We start from the raw sequence: 15,531 nt of genomic DNA on the forward strand, positions 1-15,531 counted from the left end.
CATGAGGCGACGCACACGACGGTCCGACGACGACCGCGCAGTCTCGCCCGTGGTGGGGTTCGTCCTGATCTTCGCGTTGGTGATGATCGTCTTCACGATCTACCAATCGAGCGTCGTCCCCGCCCAGAACAGGGCGGTGGAGTTCGAACACAGCCGGACGGTCGAGAGCCAACTGGAGCAATTGAGTGCGGCGGTGATGAACACCGCGACCGCCCCGGCGGGAGCCAGCACGACTCGACGGACGACCGTGGAGTTGGGGGTTCGGTATCCAACTCGCCCGTTCGCGGTCGACCCCGGTACCCCGGTCGGGTCGCTCGAATCGACGGCACCACGGCCGGTCGTCATCTCGGGTCTCGACACCGAGCGGGGTGACGGGACGCAGCGATTCAACACCACGTTCGTCACCTACCGTCCGACCTACAACCAGCTCGGCGAGCGACGGGAGATCTCGCTCGAATACAGCATGTTGCTCGAACGGTACTCGGGGACCGACACCGTGCTGGCCGACACTACGGACGGCACGTTCGGCGACGACGCGGTTCGGCTGGTCCTCCTGAGCGGCGACCTCGACGAGCGGGCGGTCTCGACCACGGTCACGACCGAACGGACGGGGCACTGGAACACGACCGTGCCGTCCGGCGGCGCGACCGTCAGCCTCCCGACCAGGCTCCCACGCTCACAGTGGCAGGATCTCCTCGACGAGCGCGGCTACGCCCGGCTTCTCGACTACGACGACTCGCCGGGGACGAGCAGGGTCAGGGTCCACATCGACGGCGGGACTCGGCTTGCGGCGGCGAAGGTGTCCATCGGCGAGGGGACCGACGACGGGTTCGACCTCGAACCGTACCTCACGAACGTCACCTCGCACGCCCCGGCGGTGGACCCCGATGGCGAGCGGACCGTCGTCGTTCGGGCGGTCGACGAGTTCGGCGGGCCGCTCCGGGATGTCGATCTCGAAGCGACCACCAACGGCTCCGGAACGCTGGAACCGGCCAGCACCGAATCCGGTGACGACGGGAAGGCGTCGTTCGTCTACACGCCGGGAGGCGACGACGGCGGACGGACGGTCGGCGTGACGGTCGCGCTCGCGGACGAGCGAAACCGATCGGAGGCGTTCGGCCTGAACTACCCCGCGGACGGTGGTAATTCGACCAACGAGACGTCCGCGAACCGTGCGCCGCTCGATGCGAACCTGACGAGCACGGGCACGGTGAACCGGCTCGCGTTCGAGGTACGACCCCCCTCACTCGCCGTCGCCGGGTTCTCGGTCGTCACGAAGGACGACGCCGCCGCGCTGAACGGAACGAGCGGGCCGAATCGGTTTCGGATCGCCGACTCGACGGCCATCGAGGACGTCTCCGGCGACGGTCCGCTCCGGTACGCATCGCGGGAACCGATCCGGTTCGACGGGCAGGCGTACGTCTTCGAGAACGGCCCCCGACGGGTCGACTCCTCGACCGTCTCCCTCTCGGCGTGGTCGACCGCGAACGGCATCGAGGTGTCCGGAGTCGTCGATTCCTACGACGAGGCCGATATCGTCGTCTACCTCGTGCTCGCGGACGGCAGTAGACGGCCGGTGTACATCGATGCGACGGCACCCGAGAGGGCGACGGTCACGACCGAACCCCTCACTCCGGCACGTACCGCCAGACGGCCGTCCCGGGTCCGGGTGCCGAGACGCCCGGCAGCTCGCGAAGCAGTGGCGAGACCAGCGCCTCGTACCACTCGGTCGGCCCGAGTCCGGCGTCGCGTCGCGGGTGGACGTTCGCCACGAGGCCGAGCCGCGAGGCGGTCCGATGGGTGATGAGGTGTTTGTAGGCCGCGAGGAGGGCGTCGTCGCGGGTGGGTGTGCGGTCGAGCGGGCTCGACTCGTAGGAGAGGGCTTCGACGACCGCCCGGGTGTTCGGCGTCCCGGCGGCGGAGGTGGACATAGTATCACGTATCGAGAGCCACAAGAAAAGGGTTCGTCAGACGGTCGTCCGACGGGTCTCAGCAGCGTTGCTCACAGATCCGGTCGATGATCCGACCGGTCGAGAGGAGTTCGTCGTCGTAGGAGGGGGTTCGACCCGCCGCACGTGCGACCGAACAGTCGATGCCACGCTCGTCCAGCGCCCCCTCGATCGCGTGCTCGTCGTGGTGTTGGTCGTGGCCGAGCACGATCACGTCGGGGTCGATCCGCTCGATGGGTACGAAGATGTCCTCGCGGTCGCCGAGCACCGCGCTGTCGACGGGGTCGAGCGCGTCGACCATGTCGCGGCGTTGGCGGTCGGCGAGCACGGGCGTTCGTTTGTGGGAGACGTTCTCGCGACGCGCGATGATGACGTGGAGTTCGTCACCCATCGCCGCCGCCTCTTCCAGATACTGGAGGTGGCCCGGGTGGAGGATGTCGAAGGTCCCCTGGGCGACGACCGTCGTCATCGAAGCTCCTCGTCGATGTCGGCCTGGGTGAAGTCGAAGAACGCCTCGTCGTCGGGCAGCGAGACGTCGAGCACTTCTAGACTACGTGGTTCACCCTCGTTGTCGAACGCGCGCCAGTCGTCGGGTCCGTAGGGCGCGCCCAGGATGACGTGAGCCTGTCCGCGACCGAAGGTGGCGCGGTCGGCGGCGCTCGGGCGGAGCACGCCGTTCGGGTGGGAGTGTATCGAGCCCGCGGCGCGCATGTCGTTGGGGACGAGGCTGGTTTTCACGGTGGCGCTCACGGGGTTCGATTTCGTGCCGGGGATGACGAGTACGTCGGTGATCACGATGCCGGACTCGTCGAGACCGAGCTCGCTCGCGTCCTGACTTCTGAGGAGGCCCATGTACTCGTCAGGGTGGGTCTCGGCGGCCGCCGACCGCGCGAAATCCAGCGTCTCGGCGGCGATCCCGAGGAGAGTCGGTGAACCGAACAGCCCCATGCGTGGGATCCGGCTGGCGTCCATCTAAGGGTTCCGAACGCCGGAGCACCGAAAACCCGTTTGCCAAGCGTTAAAGTCGGCCGCGGCAAACGCCGCACAAGAATGTCTTCACCATCCGAATCTGCGGCCCCCGGTGATGCGGTCTACGACCTCGCGCCCGAGTGTACGACCGAGGACGTCGAGGTTGGCAAGCGCTACGTCGCCACCGTCAACGGTGTCGTGGAGTACGGCGTGTTCGTCGACCTCTCGGCCACCGTCTCCGGGCTGGTTCACGAATCGAACCTCGACGACGACTACGAAGTGGACGACGAGATCACCGTGCGTCTCATCGAGGTCCGCGAAAACGGCGACCTCGGATTCGAGGCAGCCGACGGGAGCGGTGAAACGCTCCGGGTCGAGTACGAACCCGACATCACGGCGGCCGACGACCTCCGGAACCACGTTGGCGAGGAGGTCACGGTCGACGGCGAGGTCGTCCAGATCAACCAGACCGGCGGCCCGACCGTGTTCACCCTCCGTGCCCCGACCGGGCTCGTGGCGTGTGCGGCCTTCGAGGCCGCGGGGGTCCGAGCCTACCCCGCGGTCGAGGTCGGCGATGCGGTGCGAGTCGCTGGCGTCGTCGAGGAACGCGACGGTTCGCTCCAAGTCGAAGTCGAGTCGCTCGACGCCCACGACGACCCTGAAGAACTCCACGAGGCGGTCGAGAACGGATTGGCGGAGCAGGCGACCGCCAACGAGATCGACCCGATGGTCGAGTGGCCGGCGCTCGCCGACCTCGTGCCCGACCTCGAAGGTGTCGCCACCCGCCTCCGGCGTGCGGTGCTCGAAAACCGCCCGATCCGCATCCGCCACCACGCCGACGGCGACGGGATGTGTGCGTCGATCCCCGTCGCGCTCGCGCTCGAACGGTTCGCCCAGGAAGTCCACGACGACCCCGACGCGGGTCGCCACCTCGTGAAACGCCTCCCGAGCAAGGCACCCTACTACGAGATGGAGGACGTGACCCGTGATCTGAACTTCGCGCTCGGCGACCGCGAGCGCCACGGCCAGAAGCTCCCGCTCGTGGTGATGCTCGACAACGGCAGTACGGAGGAGGACGTGCCGGCCTACGAGGCGCTCGCCGAGTACGACATCCCCGTTCTCGTCGTCGACCACCACCACCCGGACCCCGAGGCGGTCGGGGACCTCCTCGCCGCCCACGTCAACCCCTACCTCCACGGCGAGGACTACCGGATCACGACCGGGATGCTCTGTGTCGAGCTCGCCCGGATGATCGACCCGTCGCTCACCGACGAGCTCGCCCACGTCCCCGCGGTCGCGGGTCTCACCGACCGCTCGGAGGCCGACGCGATGAACGACTACCTCGCGCTCGCCCGGGAGAAGGGCTACGACGAGGCGGACCTCCAGGCGGTCGGCGACGCGCTGGATTACGCCGCCCACTGGCTCCGCTACAGCGCGGGCGAGTCGCTGCTCGCGGACGTCCTCGACGTCGGCACGGGCGACGACTCACCGCACGCGGAGCTGGTCGAGTTCCTCGCCGACCGCGCCGAGCACGAGACCGAAAAGCAGCTCGACGCCGCCATGCCCCACGTCGAGGAGCGCGAGCTCGACAACGGAGCCCACCTCTACCGACTCGACGTCGAGCGTCACGCCCACCGCTTCACCTACCCCGCACCGGGCAAGACGACGGGCGCGATCCACGACGCGAAGGTCGAAGAAACCGGCGACCCCGTCATCACTGTGGGCTACGGCCCGGACTTCGCCGTCCTCCGAAGCGACGGCGTCCGGCTCGACATCCCGCGGATGGTCGAGGAACTCGAAACGGAGGTCGACGGCGGCGGTGTGAGCGGCGGCGGCCACCTCGTCGTCGGCTCGATCAAGTTCGTGAAGGGGATGCGCGAGGCGGTCCTCGACGCGCTCGAGACCAAGATGGGCGAGGCCGAGATCGACGAGGAGCTCGGCAGCGCCAGCGTCGCTGGCTTCGAGGACTGAGAGCGGGCGTTCGGGGTTTACTCGAACTCGATACGGCGCGCGACGACGATCCCGAGAATGAGTACTCCGACGACGGCGACGAGAACCCCGATCGGTAGCGGCGAATCGAACCCGAGGTCGATCCCCGACCCGCCGTCTTCCGTCCAGTCGGCCTCGAACACCCGACCGTAGTACGCACCCGCCGCCTCGCCGTCCAGCACCACCGTAACCTCCCGGTTCTCGTTGGCGGAGTTGTTATTCCAGTTCATGCTCCCAACGACCGCGGTGTCGTCGTCGATCACGACGCCCTTGGCGTGGATGTCCTCGAACGTCGACTCCGGGTCGACCACTTTGGCTTCGAGCGGCAGGTCCTCCGTCTCCCCCCGCGCGTTTATCCACTCGGCCATCGCCTCGTTCTCGTCCTCGGAGTACCACGCGTTGCTGAGGAGGACCCGGACCCGCACGCCGCGCCTCGCCGCGCGTATCGCCGCTTCGAGAAACGACTGGTGTCGGCTCCCGATGGCGGGCTGGATCACGTCGACGGATCGGGTGGCGTTGTCCATCCGGGCGATCAGCGCGCGCTCGGCGTTGTCGGGGGCGACGAGCACCTGCACCCCGTCGACGTCGACCGTCTTCGGATCGAAGTTCGAGGGATAGGTCTCGTTCGCCACGTCGTCGGGTTCGAACGTGTGGTTCGCCCGGTAGGAGCGCCACGGGACGGTATCGCGCCAGCCGTCGTCGGCGCGGAAGACCGCGGCGAGCGCCTCGGCGGCCTCGCTCCCGACCACCGCACCCCAGCCCCGATTCGAGTGGCCACCGACCCCGGACGGCTTCCAGTTCTCGGTCATGACGAGGGCGCGGTGGTCGACGACGGCGTACTTCGCGTGGTGGTAGTCGTACCGTGCCCAGTCCCCGCCGATGACGTCGACCGGGATCCCGGCCACGACGAGTTCGTTCAGCGCCGCAGCCTGACGTTCGCTCATCCCGCCGACCGGCGCGTCGTCGACGAGCACGCGAACTCGAACCCCTCGCTGCTTCGCCCGCTTCAGCGCCCGTGCGACCCGTTCCGAGCTGAAGGTGTAGCCCGCGAGCAGGACCCGCTGGTCGGCGGCCTCGATGGTCTCGACCGCCACCTCCGGGTCGTCGGGGAGCACGAACACCCGCGCGCTCGTGGCGTCGGTCCGTACCACCGCGAAGTCCGTCGCGCCGAGGTGTTCCCACCCCCAGCCGTCGGCGCTCCGGTTCCACACCTCGGCGTCGGGGGCGTCCTCGTAGGTCGTGATGTCGACCTCGTGGCCGTCGTGAACCAGCGCCACCGCGTCGCCGGAGTTGGCGAGGCTCACCGAATCATCGAGCGCGAGCAACGGGGCGTCGGTCGCGTTGCGCGCCGCCTCCGGCTCCGCGGTGACCGCGACCCGCCCCGAGACGGTGTCGTTCGAGAGCGAGACGTCACTCTCGCCGTCGGTCAGCGTCCAGGTCGAGAGGTTCGTCGGGCGGGGAAAGTCGAGGACCACGTACTCGCCGGCGTCCTCGTCGGCGAGCGGGTTGGGGTACACCGACTCGATGTGGGGACCGGCACTTGCCGACCCGTTCGTCGTCGACGTATCGCTCCCCGGTCCGGCCGCCGCCACCGGTCCCGCGACCAGTGCGACCGCGAGAACGGCGACGACCCAGACGAGACGAACGGACACGCCCGTCGGTGGTTTCCCGTCGGTATGTAAACCCTCGCCCGCTCAGGCCGGCGTTTCGGCTCTGTCCTCGTCGGTCATCGCGCCCTCGGCCTTCTCGGCCTCGGTCTGGACGAGGAACGAGCGGTCGTCGGCGTGCTCGCGGGCGGCATCGAGCGCCTCCGCCGTCCCGATCTGGTTCAGCGCCCACGCCGCACTCGCCCGCACGGGGTTGGAGTCGTCGTCGGCGAGCACGTCGGCGAGGGGGTCGATGGCGCGGGTGTCGCCGATCAGCCCGAGCGCACGCGCGGCGTTCGAGCGCACGGTGTCGTTCTCGGCGACCAACCTGTCCGCGACCGCCTGGGTCGAGTCGGTCGAACCGATCTCGCCGATCGCCTTGATCGTGACCGTCTGGAGTGCGGGGTCGCTGTCGCCCTCGATGTAGTCGTGGAGGGTGTCGAGCGCGCGCTCGTCGCCGATCTTCCCGAGCACCTCGATGGGTGGCTTGTTGCGCTTCTGGGCGCGCTGCTCCATCGCGTCGTAGGCCTCGGGCGAGCCCATTCGTTTCAACGATTCGATACAGTGGCCCTGCATGTACTCGGAGCCGAACATCTCCAGACCGTGGAGGATCGACTCGGGGTCGTTCTGTTTCTCGTAGACCTTGATCGCGTTCCACTCCGGCGGGAAGTCCTTCCGGTTCTCGGGGGTGAGCACGTCGTAGAACCCCTCGGCATCGAGTTTCTCACGAACCGAGAGGTCGTCCCACTCCTCGGCGTCGGCGAGGTCGGCTTCGAGCTCGTCGGCCACCTCGCACAGGTCGGCGACCGTCTCGGCGTCGTCGTCGGGGTCGAGGTCGCGCGCCTCGACCGTCTCGATCACGTCGTCGAGCGCCGCCGTGAGGTCCGCCATCGTCTCGCCGTCCGTCGAAAAGGACTCGTCGAGCACCTCGCCGACCGAGTCGAGGAACGACTCGACCGCCGCGACGACCTCGGGCTCGCCGTCCTCGGTCCAGCGGGTGTCCTCGATGGTCGCCTTCGCGCTCTCGATCGTCTCGACCGCGTCCTCGGCGTACGGCCCGCGCTCGGTCTCGATGGCGTCGCGGAGCCCCGTCACGGTGGTTTCGAGTTCGTCGCGCGGGTCCGCCACGTCCTCCTCGTCCTCTTCGTCCTCGTCGGGTTCGGGGAGGTCCGCGGCCTCGATGTCCGCCTCGACCTCGTCGAGTTTCGCCTCCGCCTCGTCGAGGTCGGCCTCGGTCTCGGCCTCGTCGACCATCCCCTCGACCTCGTCGAGCCGCGAGTCCAGCGATTCGGGTGTCGTGTCCGGGAGGGACTCCGACTCGTCGTCCGTGTCGCCGTCCTCGTCCGTCTCACCGTCCTCGTCGGCGGTGTCGGCCTCCGACTCTTGGTCCGCATCCGCTTCCGCTTCTTCCTCCGCGTCCCCTTCGTCGTCCGAATCCGCCTCGTCTCCGGCCGCTTCCGCGTCAGCCGCATCCGCTTCCGGGTCTCCCTCGTCTTCCGTCCCCTCGCCGTCGTCTTCGGCTGCTTCGCCCTCCGAGTCGCCCTCTGCATCCGCTTCGTCCGCCCCGTCTTCCGTATCGTCACCGCCACCCGCTTCGTCTTCGTCAGTCTCGTCGCTGTCGTCGGGTTCCTCGCTCTCCACTGCGTCCTCCGGCTCCGGCTCCGTCTCCGTCGTTTCGTCCACGTCGCTCTCCTCGGTCGCTTCGTCCGCCGTTTCGGCCGACGTCTCCTCGTCGACCGGCTCGCCGTCGGTGCCCTCGGCGGGCGCGTCGGCGTCGTCGTCGGCCGGAGGCTCGTCACCGTCGCTCATGAATCCGATTTCGGGTGAATCGCCTAAGTGCGTTTCCCTTCCACGAGCAAGGGATAGTATCGCGGCCCGAGCACGAGGTACGCGAGCGCGAACCCACAGAGCAGGCGCGGGAAGACCCGGAAGAACGATCCAGGCAGGAGGATCGCGCCAGCCTGGACCGCTCCCATGACGAGTGCGTCGCGCACCCGGAGGTCCGGATAGCCAACCGGCGCGACCATCAGCGCGACGAACGCCGCCAGGCCGAGGAGCACGACGACGGGGTCGCGAACCCCGGCGAGGAACGCCGCCGCGAGCACCGTCGCCGCGAGGGTGGTCGGGACCCCCTCGGTGGTTCCGCGGTCGATGTCGTAGGCGGTGTAGAGCCCGAGTCGAACCACCCCGACGACGACGAACGCGGCGGGAACGACGAGCGCGAGCGCGAGCGCCGGTGTCGGGACGGCGAAGGAGAGCTCCCACTCAGCACGCACGATACCGAAGACGAGCAGCGCGGGCGCGACGGTGAAGGAGGCGACGTCGGCGAGCGAGTCGAGGACCTCCCCGAGCGGGGTGCCGCCGGTGTGTGCCGCGAGCACGCCGTCGAGGCCGTCGGCGACCGCCGCCAGAAGGATCAATCGCGCGGCGAGCGCGGGGGCGAACGGGGCGGCGGCCGCCGCGAGGAACCCGAGCCCGGCGTTCGTCGCCGTCACCGCGTCGGCGAGCCCGAGCCGAGCGACGAACCGAGGACGGGGCGGCATATGCCGGGGTTGCCGGCGGGCGATTTAGGTGTTCATACTCGTCGGCGGGGCCAGAAGTTCGGCGCGTACCGCGGCGGCTATACCGCTCCGGACGGTACGTCGAACTATGGACCGTCGTGCGTTTCTGGCTGCGAGCACGGGCGTCGCCGTCGGCCTCGCGGGCTGCCTCGGGGCCGCGGAGGGGGGATCCGACTACGACATCGGGATGGCCGCGAGCGCGTTCCTCCCGGAGGACGACTTCGAGCCGCGCGTCGGCGAGCCCGTGGTCTGGCGTAACACCGGCGCACGCGCGCACACCGTGACCGCCTACGGGTCGGGGATCCCCGACGGGGCGGATTTCTTCGCCTCCGGCGGGTTCGAGACCACGGCTGCGGCCCGCGAGGCGTGGAACCAGAACGGCGGTGGGGCTATCCACGGCGGCGAGGTGTACGAACACACCTTCGAGGTTCCAGGTACCTACAACTACTTCTGCATTCCACACGAGCCAGGGGGAATGGTCGGCTCGTTCGACGTCGTCGAGTAAAAGTAGTCTCTCGTGGGTGAGATTAAACCTCGACGTCGGATTCGTCGACGTCGACCGCGGTCTCTTCCTCTTCGGCGATCTCCTCGGGGTGGGCATCGAGGGCGAGCTTCGCGATCTCGACCCGGCGGAGCGGGTAGATGGTGCGTGCCTCGCCGTAGATCGCGCTCGACAGCCGGCCCTGGGTCACGCTGTCGACGAGCTCCTGGAAGCTCCGGTCGCGCGCGGCCTCACGGACGAGTTCGACCATTCGGGCGCGGATGGCCTTCTCCTGGCTGTCGTTGGCCTTCTGGGTGGTGAACGCCACCGGCTGGATGCGAACCCGGTAGTTGTCGTTGGTTCGCACCGTGAGGTAGGCGTCGACCTTCGAGGCCCCGCGCCGCACGAGGCTGTTGAGGTAGTCCCGCGTGAGTTCGTGTTTCTCGAACTGGGTGTAGGCCGTGTCGCTCCCGACGTCGTTGATCCGGAAGGTGAGTTTGACGTTGTTGGCCCCGGCGTCGTCCGTGAGGTCGCCGAGGGTCGCTTCGATGGTGCGTTCGAGCACCGCGTTCGGTTCGTTCGCGGGGGTCGTACCGAGTTCGGCCCGGTCGAATGACTCGGGCGCGACCACGGTGTACCACCGCTTCTGTCGCTGCTGTCGTGAAACTGATCGTTCGCTCATGAGTGTGTCTGGTTCGTGTCGTTCGTTCCGTCCTGTGCTGCCTGCACGACCCGTTCGGCGACCGAGAGGTTCACCGCGTAGTCGTCGAGCGTCGCGCGAAGCCCGCCGACCGTCTCGCGTTCGAGGGTCGTCACCACGTCGTCGCCATCGACCCCGGTGTGCATCTCCGGGGTGTTGTCCGGGACGAGCGCCGCCGCGACGGTCTCGGGCGCGACCGACCGCGTCCGGACGCGGGCGCGCTTCACGCGACCGCCTCCCGGAACGCGGTGACGAAGCCGTCCGCGTCCGAAAACCGCGCCCAGCCGCGACGGTCGTCGCCCGCACCGTCGCCGCCCGCCGCGGTGGCCGCCTCGGCCATCCGATCGCCGAGGTCCGCGTCGTCGTGGGCCACCCCCGCCGCGCGTCCGTCGTCGACGACCACCGCGATCGACTCCGGCGACCGGAAGTCACACAGGAGTCGGGCGGCGGTCGGGAGCGACGCGCCGGCGTCGGTTCGGGCGACGAAGACGTTGCGGTGGCGTTCGGTCGTCGCCTCCCGCAGCGCGCGGTGGGCGCGGTCGGCGTGGCTCCGCCACGCGTCGAGCGCCGTCTCGCGGACGTCGTGGCCGAGCGCGAGCGCGAGCGCGATACCGGGGCGCTCGTGGGCGACCGCACAGAGGACGTCCGCGAGGCCCCCGACCGTCTCGAACCGTCCGCTCACCGTGGTCGCCTCCCGTCCGCGCTCGGTGACCACGTAGGGGTTGAGCGCACAGCCGAGGGCCGACGCACCGCGCGGCGTCGCGTCGGCACACGTCGACAGCGCGACCATCGAAGCCGTCCGTCGACCATCGTCGTCGCAGCCGGCGAGCGCCGTCGCCGTCGCGTCGGGGTCGCCCGAGAAGTCGGTGTGGACGAGCGTGCTGTGTGCGAGCCCGTCGTCGAGGTCGGCCACCGGAACCGCGACGCCGGGTCGTCGTTCGACCAGGTCGCGCTCGGTGGCCGTCTCGAAGGCATCGCTCCCGTCGAGGTCGCCCGTCTCGTCGCCGACCACGAACCGCCCCGCGAGCGCGAGCAGCGGGTCGGGGTCGGCCTCGAGCGCGCGTGCCGCCGCGAAGGCGGTCTCGCTCGCCGGTCGCTCGCTCGCGTCGAGCGAGCAGTCGGCGGATCCCTCGATACCGATCCGGATCGTCGTCGTGTCGTCGGCCGTCTCCACCCCGGGGCGCTCGGCGTGGACGCTCGCCTGGAACGGCACGCCACGCTGGGCGAGCGCGTTCGCGAGCAGTCCGGCGGCCGCGAGCGCGTCCGCGTCGGCGGCCACGAGGAGTCGGGCGAACCCGGCCTCGCGGAGCGTCGACGCGACGCCCTCGGCCCCGGTGGAACGACCGGCGACGGCCATCTCAGACGAGGTCCCGTGCGTTCTGGTAGGTGTACTTGAAGTTCTCGTCGAGCGCGTCGCCGCGGTAGTAGTCGACGAGCCGGCGCACCTTCGCCTCGGTGTTCTGGAGGGCGCGTTTGTTCTGGGCGTCGTTCGGGTTCGCGGCCATGTGCTCGCGAAGCCGGACGGCCCGCTCCATCAGGTTCCGGAGGTCCTCCGGCAGCGTCGGTTCGGCGTCGTTGTCGGCGAGGATCTCGGTGATCTTCTTGTCGGTCGCGAGTTGGACGTTCGGGATCGCGGTGCCCTGGACGCCCTCGTCGCGGAGCTTGAGCCCGATCTCGCTCGGGCTGTGGCCCTGTTCTGCCAGTTCGACGACGCGGCTCTCGACCGCGTCCGCGTCGACGTCGCTCCACTCCGGTGGTTCGTCTGCCACGGGCTTGTCGGAATCCGACGAGCCGCGGCGTCGTGTATGCATCCGTGCCATTGTTGAGGATAGGAATCACACGAATCGCTACCGAACACTACCACGATCTCGGAGTCCACCGCCGGACGAGTCGGATTCGTGGCCGTGCTGTTCCCATCGATGGGAGCCGTGCGCGGGGTTAAACCGTTTCGACTTCGGGAGGGTTCGATGGGTTTAACCGGGGGAGCGAACAAGTCGGGAGTGCGGGCTCATAGATCAGTGGTAGATCGTTCCCTTGGCAGGGGAAAGGCCCCGGGTTCAAATCCCGGTGAGTCCACTCCTGTTGCGCTCGGAGAATAATCGGGAGAAAGCGGGGGCTCTTCGCAACGCCGTTCGCCGAGAAACGAGCGAGTTGACTCTATTTTGCGACATCGCTTTTCGCCGCTGATTTGTGGTGATGGCGAAATCACAGTTTCATTGCTCTGTAATATGCCGGTATACGGATCCATATGACTAAGATTGATGTAGTATCGGTAAGTCGAAACAGGGTAGAATGAATCGAGAGGCGGTTCGTGACTATATCCAGCAGTCCGAGTCTATCTTTGAGGCCTCTCCGCAAATGGATGAGGCAAACACGAAAGCAGCGGTGCTCCGTGATTTTCTCGATTTGCTTGACTGGCAGATACCAACGAATACACAACTAGAGTATCCAGTTGAGGCGTTCGGACAAACCTACAAAGTGGACTATGCACTTCTTCTGGAGGGAACGCCATTCGCATTCGTCGAGGCCAAAGGCGCAGATACCGCTCTCACTACGAAACATGCAGAACAGCTCAAGTCATACATGACAAATAAAAATGTTAACTATGGCATTCTCACGAACGGGAAACAGTACCGTCTCTTTCAACGGCGTTTAGATTCGGACAATGTGAGCGTGGAGATGATCGGCGATGTAGCGCTGCAGGATCTCGAAAAGAGGTTTGCGTCTTTGAACGCGTACACGGAAAGTGCGATAGAATCCGGACAATCAAAGAAGATCCTCAACCGAATAAACGAGCTACGTGAAGCCAAAACGATTCTTCAGAGAGAGAAGGACGAGATCTCGACCGAGTTAACGAATCTCCTAACGGAACGAACTGCGGATACGATCTCTTCACTCGCGGAACCACAGTTCAAGCAGACGATCGATAAGCTAGTTGATGAGATAGAAAGCGAAATCAATTCGGATAGCACGAAGACGGAATCTCGGCTTCAAGATGACGAAGAGACAACTATTGAGCCACAGAAGAACCACGTCGCAGGGGCCATTGCACGAGCGGAAATTGACGGGAACGGCGATGCGAGGGTCGCCGTGTTCCCAACTCAGAAGTCCGGTCTGGTGTTTCTAGTAGAAAACAACGCTTGGGGATTCGTCAAAATCGGGAGTGAATTCGACTATGTGGCAATGTATGTTACCAGTGGCGAGAGCGAAGTGCGATATTTCGCCAGAGTTAGGGATATAGTCGCACCGGACGAGGCCGATTTAGTACGTCCGGCAGAGGAGTATGTCGACAGAGCGAAGATAGGTGAAGGAAAGAAGGTGGTGAGATTCGAGCCGGGTAGTCTCTACGAACTAGAGGACCCGGTTCCATACAAGACGAAATATCCGCAGTCACTGCAGTACACGACACTTAATGCTCTTCGGAATGCGGACACGACGGACGACATGCTGTAGGTTCGCTCTAATGACCTACCGCTGTAACAACTAAAAGAGCAATTCTACGTCTAACTTGTTTCGGCCGCAGGGAAAATGCCGCCTCCCGGATTTGAACCGGGGACAGCTCGATCTTCAGTCGAGTGCTCTCCCAGTCTGAGCTAAGGCGGCCCGCTCGGACCGAGGCCGACCGACGGAAAAAGGATTTCGAAAGCCCGCGCCGCCGGGTCGGGTCGTCGTCGAGGCTCCAGCGGGACGACGGGGCCGGGAAATCCACGTTTCCGGCTGGGTAACGCGGGTTTTTCCGCTTCGGACCCCCAGAAGCCCACATGACGACCGAGCAGCTCATTGGGATCCTCGCACTGATCGCGCTCCTCGTCTTCACCCTGACGTTCGTCGTCATCGCCCTCGCGAGCTAACGCGCTCGTCGGGTTCCGGTTCGCGGGCGGGACCACGACTGCCGTTCGACCCGTCGGCAGCGGGGACGGTATCGGCGGTCGGGGTTACTGACGAGCGGTGGTCGGGAGGTCGTCTATCAGGACCACGGCTTCGCCGGCGATGATCACCTCGTCGTCCTCGTTGTGGAGCGTCGTCTCGACCCGGTAGCGGTCGCCCCCGAGGGCCTCGATGACCTCGCAGTTCCCGGTGACGGTCTCGCCGATCCGAACCGGGTGGCGGAACTCGAGCTCTTGGGAGAGATAGATCGTCAACCCGGGCAGGCGCGCGAGCGCGGCGCTGATGAGGCCCGAGAGAAGCGTTCCGTGGGCGATCCGGCCCTCGAAACGGGTGTCCTCGGCGAACCCCTCGTCGAGGTGGAGCCGGTTCGTATCGCCGCTGATCCGGGCGAACGCCCGGACCTCCTCGTCCGCGATCCGCTTCGTGAACCGAACCCAGTCGCCGACCGCGAGGTCGGCGGCCGAGTCGACCGACCGCTCGACCTCCCAGTCGGGTTCCCGATAGGCCACTTCGGGGACCGCCGGGTCGAGCCGTGGCGCGGTCGCCGTGCTCCGCTCGAACGCGCCGATGGCCGCACGGTTGGCTTCGAGCGTGGAGGTGAACAGGTCGGACCAGAGGCGAAACCACGCGTCGCTGACGGCGGGGAAGTTGGTACCCGATGCGGAGCCCATGATACACGAGGTAGGGTCGGTGAGGAGATAGCCCTTGCCACGAATCCGGGTGCAGCGGCGTCGTGACGACTCAGACCGGGTCTTCGTCGGTGTCCCAGTCGTGGACCGTCGGTCCGTCCTCGTCGGCGAGTTCGTCGAGGCAGTCGTGGATCGTGTGCGTCAGTACGTCGTTCGACCACGGGGCGACACACCGGAGCTCGCCGTCCTCGCGGGTTGCGAGACACATGAGCGGGAATCCGATCACCCGCTGGCAGTCGTCGTCGGCGATCGATCTGCACTCGCGCTCTTCGAACGCCGACGGAAACCGGAGGTCGTTCGCCGACGCCCAGCGCGTGAACTCCTCGACCGTTTCGAGGATGGTTCGGCCGGGTTCGGTGCCGGCGAACGCCGACCCTGGGGCGATACCCCCGCCCCAGACGGTGACGGTCGAGGCGGCGATGCGTCCCGCTCGCTGGAGTCCCTCGATCCGGTCGACCACTCCCTCTTGCTCCGGTCGAGCGCCCGCCGGTGCCAACGAACGGACGAACAGCTCGACGGTGTAGTCCCGCCGGTGTTCGTCGGTCGGTGCCTCGGCCGGTGTTCGTGTCACTGCCATCGTGTGTCACCTCGTGTCCTCGCTCGACACGTCCCTCCGTAGGCGGCTGACGGGATTGTAGTTATCGGCCGTTCGGCCGTGT

Annotated in this window: 15 protein-coding genes and 2 tRNA genes; 5 read left to right on the top strand and 12 right to left on the bottom strand. The window is 67.0% G+C overall.

From position 1 onward, the window contains the following. Window position 1: 1 nt before the first annotated feature. Window positions 2–1,804, top strand: a complete 1,803-nt coding sequence (locus GT355_RS09545; protein ID WP_160134432.1) for a hypothetical protein — start codon at window positions 2–4, stop codon at window positions 1,802–1,804. A 185-nt stretch (window positions 1,805–1,989) separates the two neighbouring features. Here GT355_RS09545 and GT355_RS09550 read toward each other — a convergent pair whose 3' ends face one another. Further along, window positions 1,990–2,418: an FAD synthase family protein gene (locus tag GT355_RS09550; protein WP_120072182.1), complete on the bottom strand. Its 429-nt coding sequence runs from the start codon at window positions 2,416–2,418 to the stop codon at window positions 1,990–1,992. Beyond that, window positions 2,415–2,897 carry a JAB/MPN domain protein-containing protein gene (locus GT355_RS09555; RefSeq protein WP_120072180.1) on the bottom strand — a complete coding sequence of 161 codons (483 nt, stop codon included), beginning with the start codon at window positions 2,895–2,897 and terminating at the stop codon, window positions 2,415–2,417. Before GT355_RS09555 ends, GT355_RS09550 begins: the two co-directional genes overlap by 4 nt. Before the next feature lie 102 nt (window positions 2,898–2,999). Here GT355_RS09555 and han point away from each other — a divergent pair, with 102 nt between their 5' ends. Next, window positions 3,000–4,889 carry a Hef-associated nuclease gene (han, locus tag GT355_RS09560; RefSeq protein WP_160134433.1) on the top strand — a complete coding sequence of 630 codons (1,890 nt, stop codon included), beginning with the start codon at window positions 3,000–3,002 and terminating at the stop codon, window positions 4,887–4,889. A 17-nt stretch (window positions 4,890–4,906) separates the two neighbouring features. Here the strand turns inward: han and GT355_RS09565 are convergent, their stop codons facing one another. The 3 genes from GT355_RS09565 to GT355_RS09575 all read right to left on the bottom strand — a co-directional run bounded on the left by GT355_RS09565 (window position 4,907) and on the right by GT355_RS09575 (window position 9,096). Then, window positions 4,907–6,559 carry a phospholipase D-like domain-containing protein gene (locus GT355_RS09565; RefSeq protein WP_160134434.1) on the bottom strand — a complete coding sequence of 551 codons (1,653 nt, stop codon included), beginning with the start codon at window positions 6,557–6,559 and terminating at the stop codon, window positions 4,907–4,909. Window positions 6,560–6,601: 42 nt separating this feature from the next. Then, entirely contained in the window at window positions 6,602–7,807 is a 1,206-nt protein-coding gene (locus GT355_RS09570) for a HEAT repeat domain-containing protein (RefSeq protein ID WP_240145794.1), read from the bottom strand. Between the two features lie 578 nt (window positions 7,808–8,385). Next, window positions 8,386–9,096 (bottom strand): protein sorting system archaetidylserine synthase, encoded by a 711-nt coding sequence (locus tag GT355_RS09575; protein ID WP_160134436.1) that lies wholly within the window; start codon window positions 9,094–9,096, stop codon window positions 8,386–8,388. 106 nt (window positions 9,097–9,202) lie between these two features. On the opposite strand from GT355_RS09575, the gene GT355_RS09580 reads away from it, so the two are divergent. Continuing rightward, window positions 9,203–9,619, top strand: coding sequence for a plastocyanin/azurin family copper-binding protein (locus GT355_RS09580; protein ID WP_160134437.1), 417 nt, complete (start codon window positions 9,203–9,205; stop codon window positions 9,617–9,619). A gap of 22 nt (window positions 9,620–9,641) precedes the next feature. Here GT355_RS09580 and GT355_RS09585 read toward each other — a convergent pair whose 3' ends face one another. From GT355_RS09585 to GT355_RS09600, 4 genes are read right to left on the bottom strand one after another with little or no spacing between them, the layout of a single operon-like run. Then, window positions 9,642–10,277 carry a 30S ribosomal protein S3ae gene (locus GT355_RS09585; protein WP_120072169.1) on the bottom strand — a complete coding sequence of 212 codons (636 nt, stop codon included), beginning with the start codon at window positions 10,275–10,277 and terminating at the stop codon, window positions 9,642–9,644. After that, on the bottom strand, window positions 10,274–10,522 hold the full coding sequence (locus GT355_RS09590; protein ID WP_160134438.1) for a KEOPS complex subunit Pcc1: 249 nt from the start codon (window positions 10,520–10,522) through the stop codon (window positions 10,274–10,276). Before GT355_RS09590 ends, GT355_RS09585 begins: the two co-directional genes overlap by 4 nt. Beyond that, window positions 10,519–11,652, bottom strand: a complete 1,134-nt coding sequence (locus GT355_RS09595; protein ID WP_160134439.1) for an exonuclease RecJ — start codon at window positions 11,650–11,652, stop codon at window positions 10,519–10,521. The genes GT355_RS09590 and GT355_RS09595 overlap by 4 nt, the downstream gene beginning before the upstream one ends. A gap of 1 nt (window position 11,653) precedes the next feature. Next, on the bottom strand, window positions 11,654–12,115 hold the full coding sequence (locus GT355_RS09600) for a 30S ribosomal protein S15 (protein WP_160134440.1): 462 nt from the start codon (window positions 12,113–12,115) through the stop codon (window positions 11,654–11,656). Between the two features lie 184 nt (window positions 12,116–12,299). Between GT355_RS09600 and GT355_RS09605 the strand changes: the two genes are divergently transcribed. Both GT355_RS09605 and GT355_RS09610 read left to right on the top strand, forming a co-directional pair. After that, window positions 12,300–12,371 (top strand) — tRNA-Ala (locus tag GT355_RS09605). A 216-nt stretch (window positions 12,372–12,587) separates the two neighbouring features. Continuing rightward, window positions 12,588–13,748 carry a type I restriction enzyme HsdR N-terminal domain-containing protein gene (locus GT355_RS09610; RefSeq protein ID WP_160134441.1) on the top strand — a complete coding sequence of 387 codons (1,161 nt, stop codon included), beginning with the start codon at window positions 12,588–12,590 and terminating at the stop codon, window positions 13,746–13,748. Between the two features lie 76 nt (window positions 13,749–13,824). On the opposite strand, the gene GT355_RS09615 is transcribed toward GT355_RS09610, so the two are convergent. The 3 genes from GT355_RS09615 to GT355_RS09625 all read right to left on the bottom strand — a co-directional run bounded on the left by GT355_RS09615 (window position 13,825) and on the right by GT355_RS09625 (window position 15,449). Then, a tRNA-Phe gene (locus GT355_RS09615) sits at window positions 13,825–13,898 on the bottom strand. Window positions 13,899–14,230: 332 nt separating this feature from the next. After that, the gene (locus GT355_RS09620) at window positions 14,231–14,854 is read right to left on the bottom strand and encodes a MaoC family dehydratase (RefSeq protein WP_160134442.1); all 624 of its coding nucleotides are present in this window, start codon (window positions 14,852–14,854) and stop codon (window positions 14,231–14,233) included. A 70-nt stretch (window positions 14,855–14,924) separates the two neighbouring features. After that, window positions 14,925–15,449: an HTH domain-containing protein gene (locus GT355_RS09625; RefSeq protein WP_160134443.1), complete on the bottom strand. Its 525-nt coding sequence runs from the start codon at window positions 15,447–15,449 to the stop codon at window positions 14,925–14,927. Between the last annotated feature and the right edge of the window lie 82 nt (window positions 15,450–15,531).

The organism is Halococcus salsus, from assembly GCF_009900715.1.
In the GTDB taxonomy this organism is placed as follows: Archaea; Halobacteriota; Halobacteria; order Halobacteriales; family Halococcaceae; genus Halococcus; species Halococcus salsus.

Excerpts from the sequence above, each read along its gene's own strand:
- GT355_RS09550 (WP_120072182.1), bottom strand. The coding sequence starts at position 2,418 with ATGACGACGGTCGTCGCCCAGGGGACCTTCGACATCCTCCACCCGGGC.
- GT355_RS09575 (WP_160134436.1), bottom strand. The coding sequence starts at position 9,096 with ATGCCGCCCCGTCCTCGGTTCGTCGCTCGGCTCGGGCTCGCCGACGCG.
- GT355_RS09595 (WP_160134439.1), bottom strand. The coding sequence starts at position 11,652 with ATGGCCGTCGCCGGTCGTTCCACCGGGGCCGAGGGCGTCGCGTCGACG.
- GT355_RS09555 (WP_120072180.1), bottom strand. The coding sequence starts at position 2,897 with ATGGGGCTGTTCGGTTCACCGACTCTCCTCGGGATCGCCGCCGAGACG.
- GT355_RS09610 (WP_160134441.1), top strand. The coding sequence starts at position 12,588 with ATGAATCGAGAGGCGGTTCGTGACTATATCCAGCAGTCCGAGTCTATC.
- GT355_RS09625 (WP_160134443.1), bottom strand. The coding sequence starts at position 15,449 with ATGGCAGTGACACGAACACCGGCCGAGGCACCGACCGACGAACACCGG.
- GT355_RS09545 (WP_160134432.1), top strand. The coding sequence starts at position 2 with ATGAGGCGACGCACACGACGGTCCGACGACGACCGCGCAGTCTCGCCC.
- GT355_RS09585 (WP_120072169.1), bottom strand. The coding sequence starts at position 10,277 with ATGAGCGAACGATCAGTTTCACGACAGCAGCGACAGAAGCGGTGGTAC.
- GT355_RS09580 (WP_160134437.1), top strand. The coding sequence starts at position 9,203 with ATGGACCGTCGTGCGTTTCTGGCTGCGAGCACGGGCGTCGCCGTCGGC.
- GT355_RS09620 (WP_160134442.1), bottom strand. The coding sequence starts at position 14,854 with ATGGGCTCCGCATCGGGTACCAACTTCCCCGCCGTCAGCGACGCGTGG.
- GT355_RS09600 (WP_160134440.1), bottom strand. The coding sequence starts at position 12,115 with ATGGCACGGATGCATACACGACGCCGCGGCTCGTCGGATTCCGACAAG.
- han (WP_160134433.1), top strand. The coding sequence starts at position 3,000 with ATGTCTTCACCATCCGAATCTGCGGCCCCCGGTGATGCGGTCTACGAC.
- GT355_RS09570 (WP_240145794.1), bottom strand. The coding sequence starts at position 7,807 with ATGGTCGACGAGGCCGAGACCGAGGCCGACCTCGACGAGGCGGAGGCG.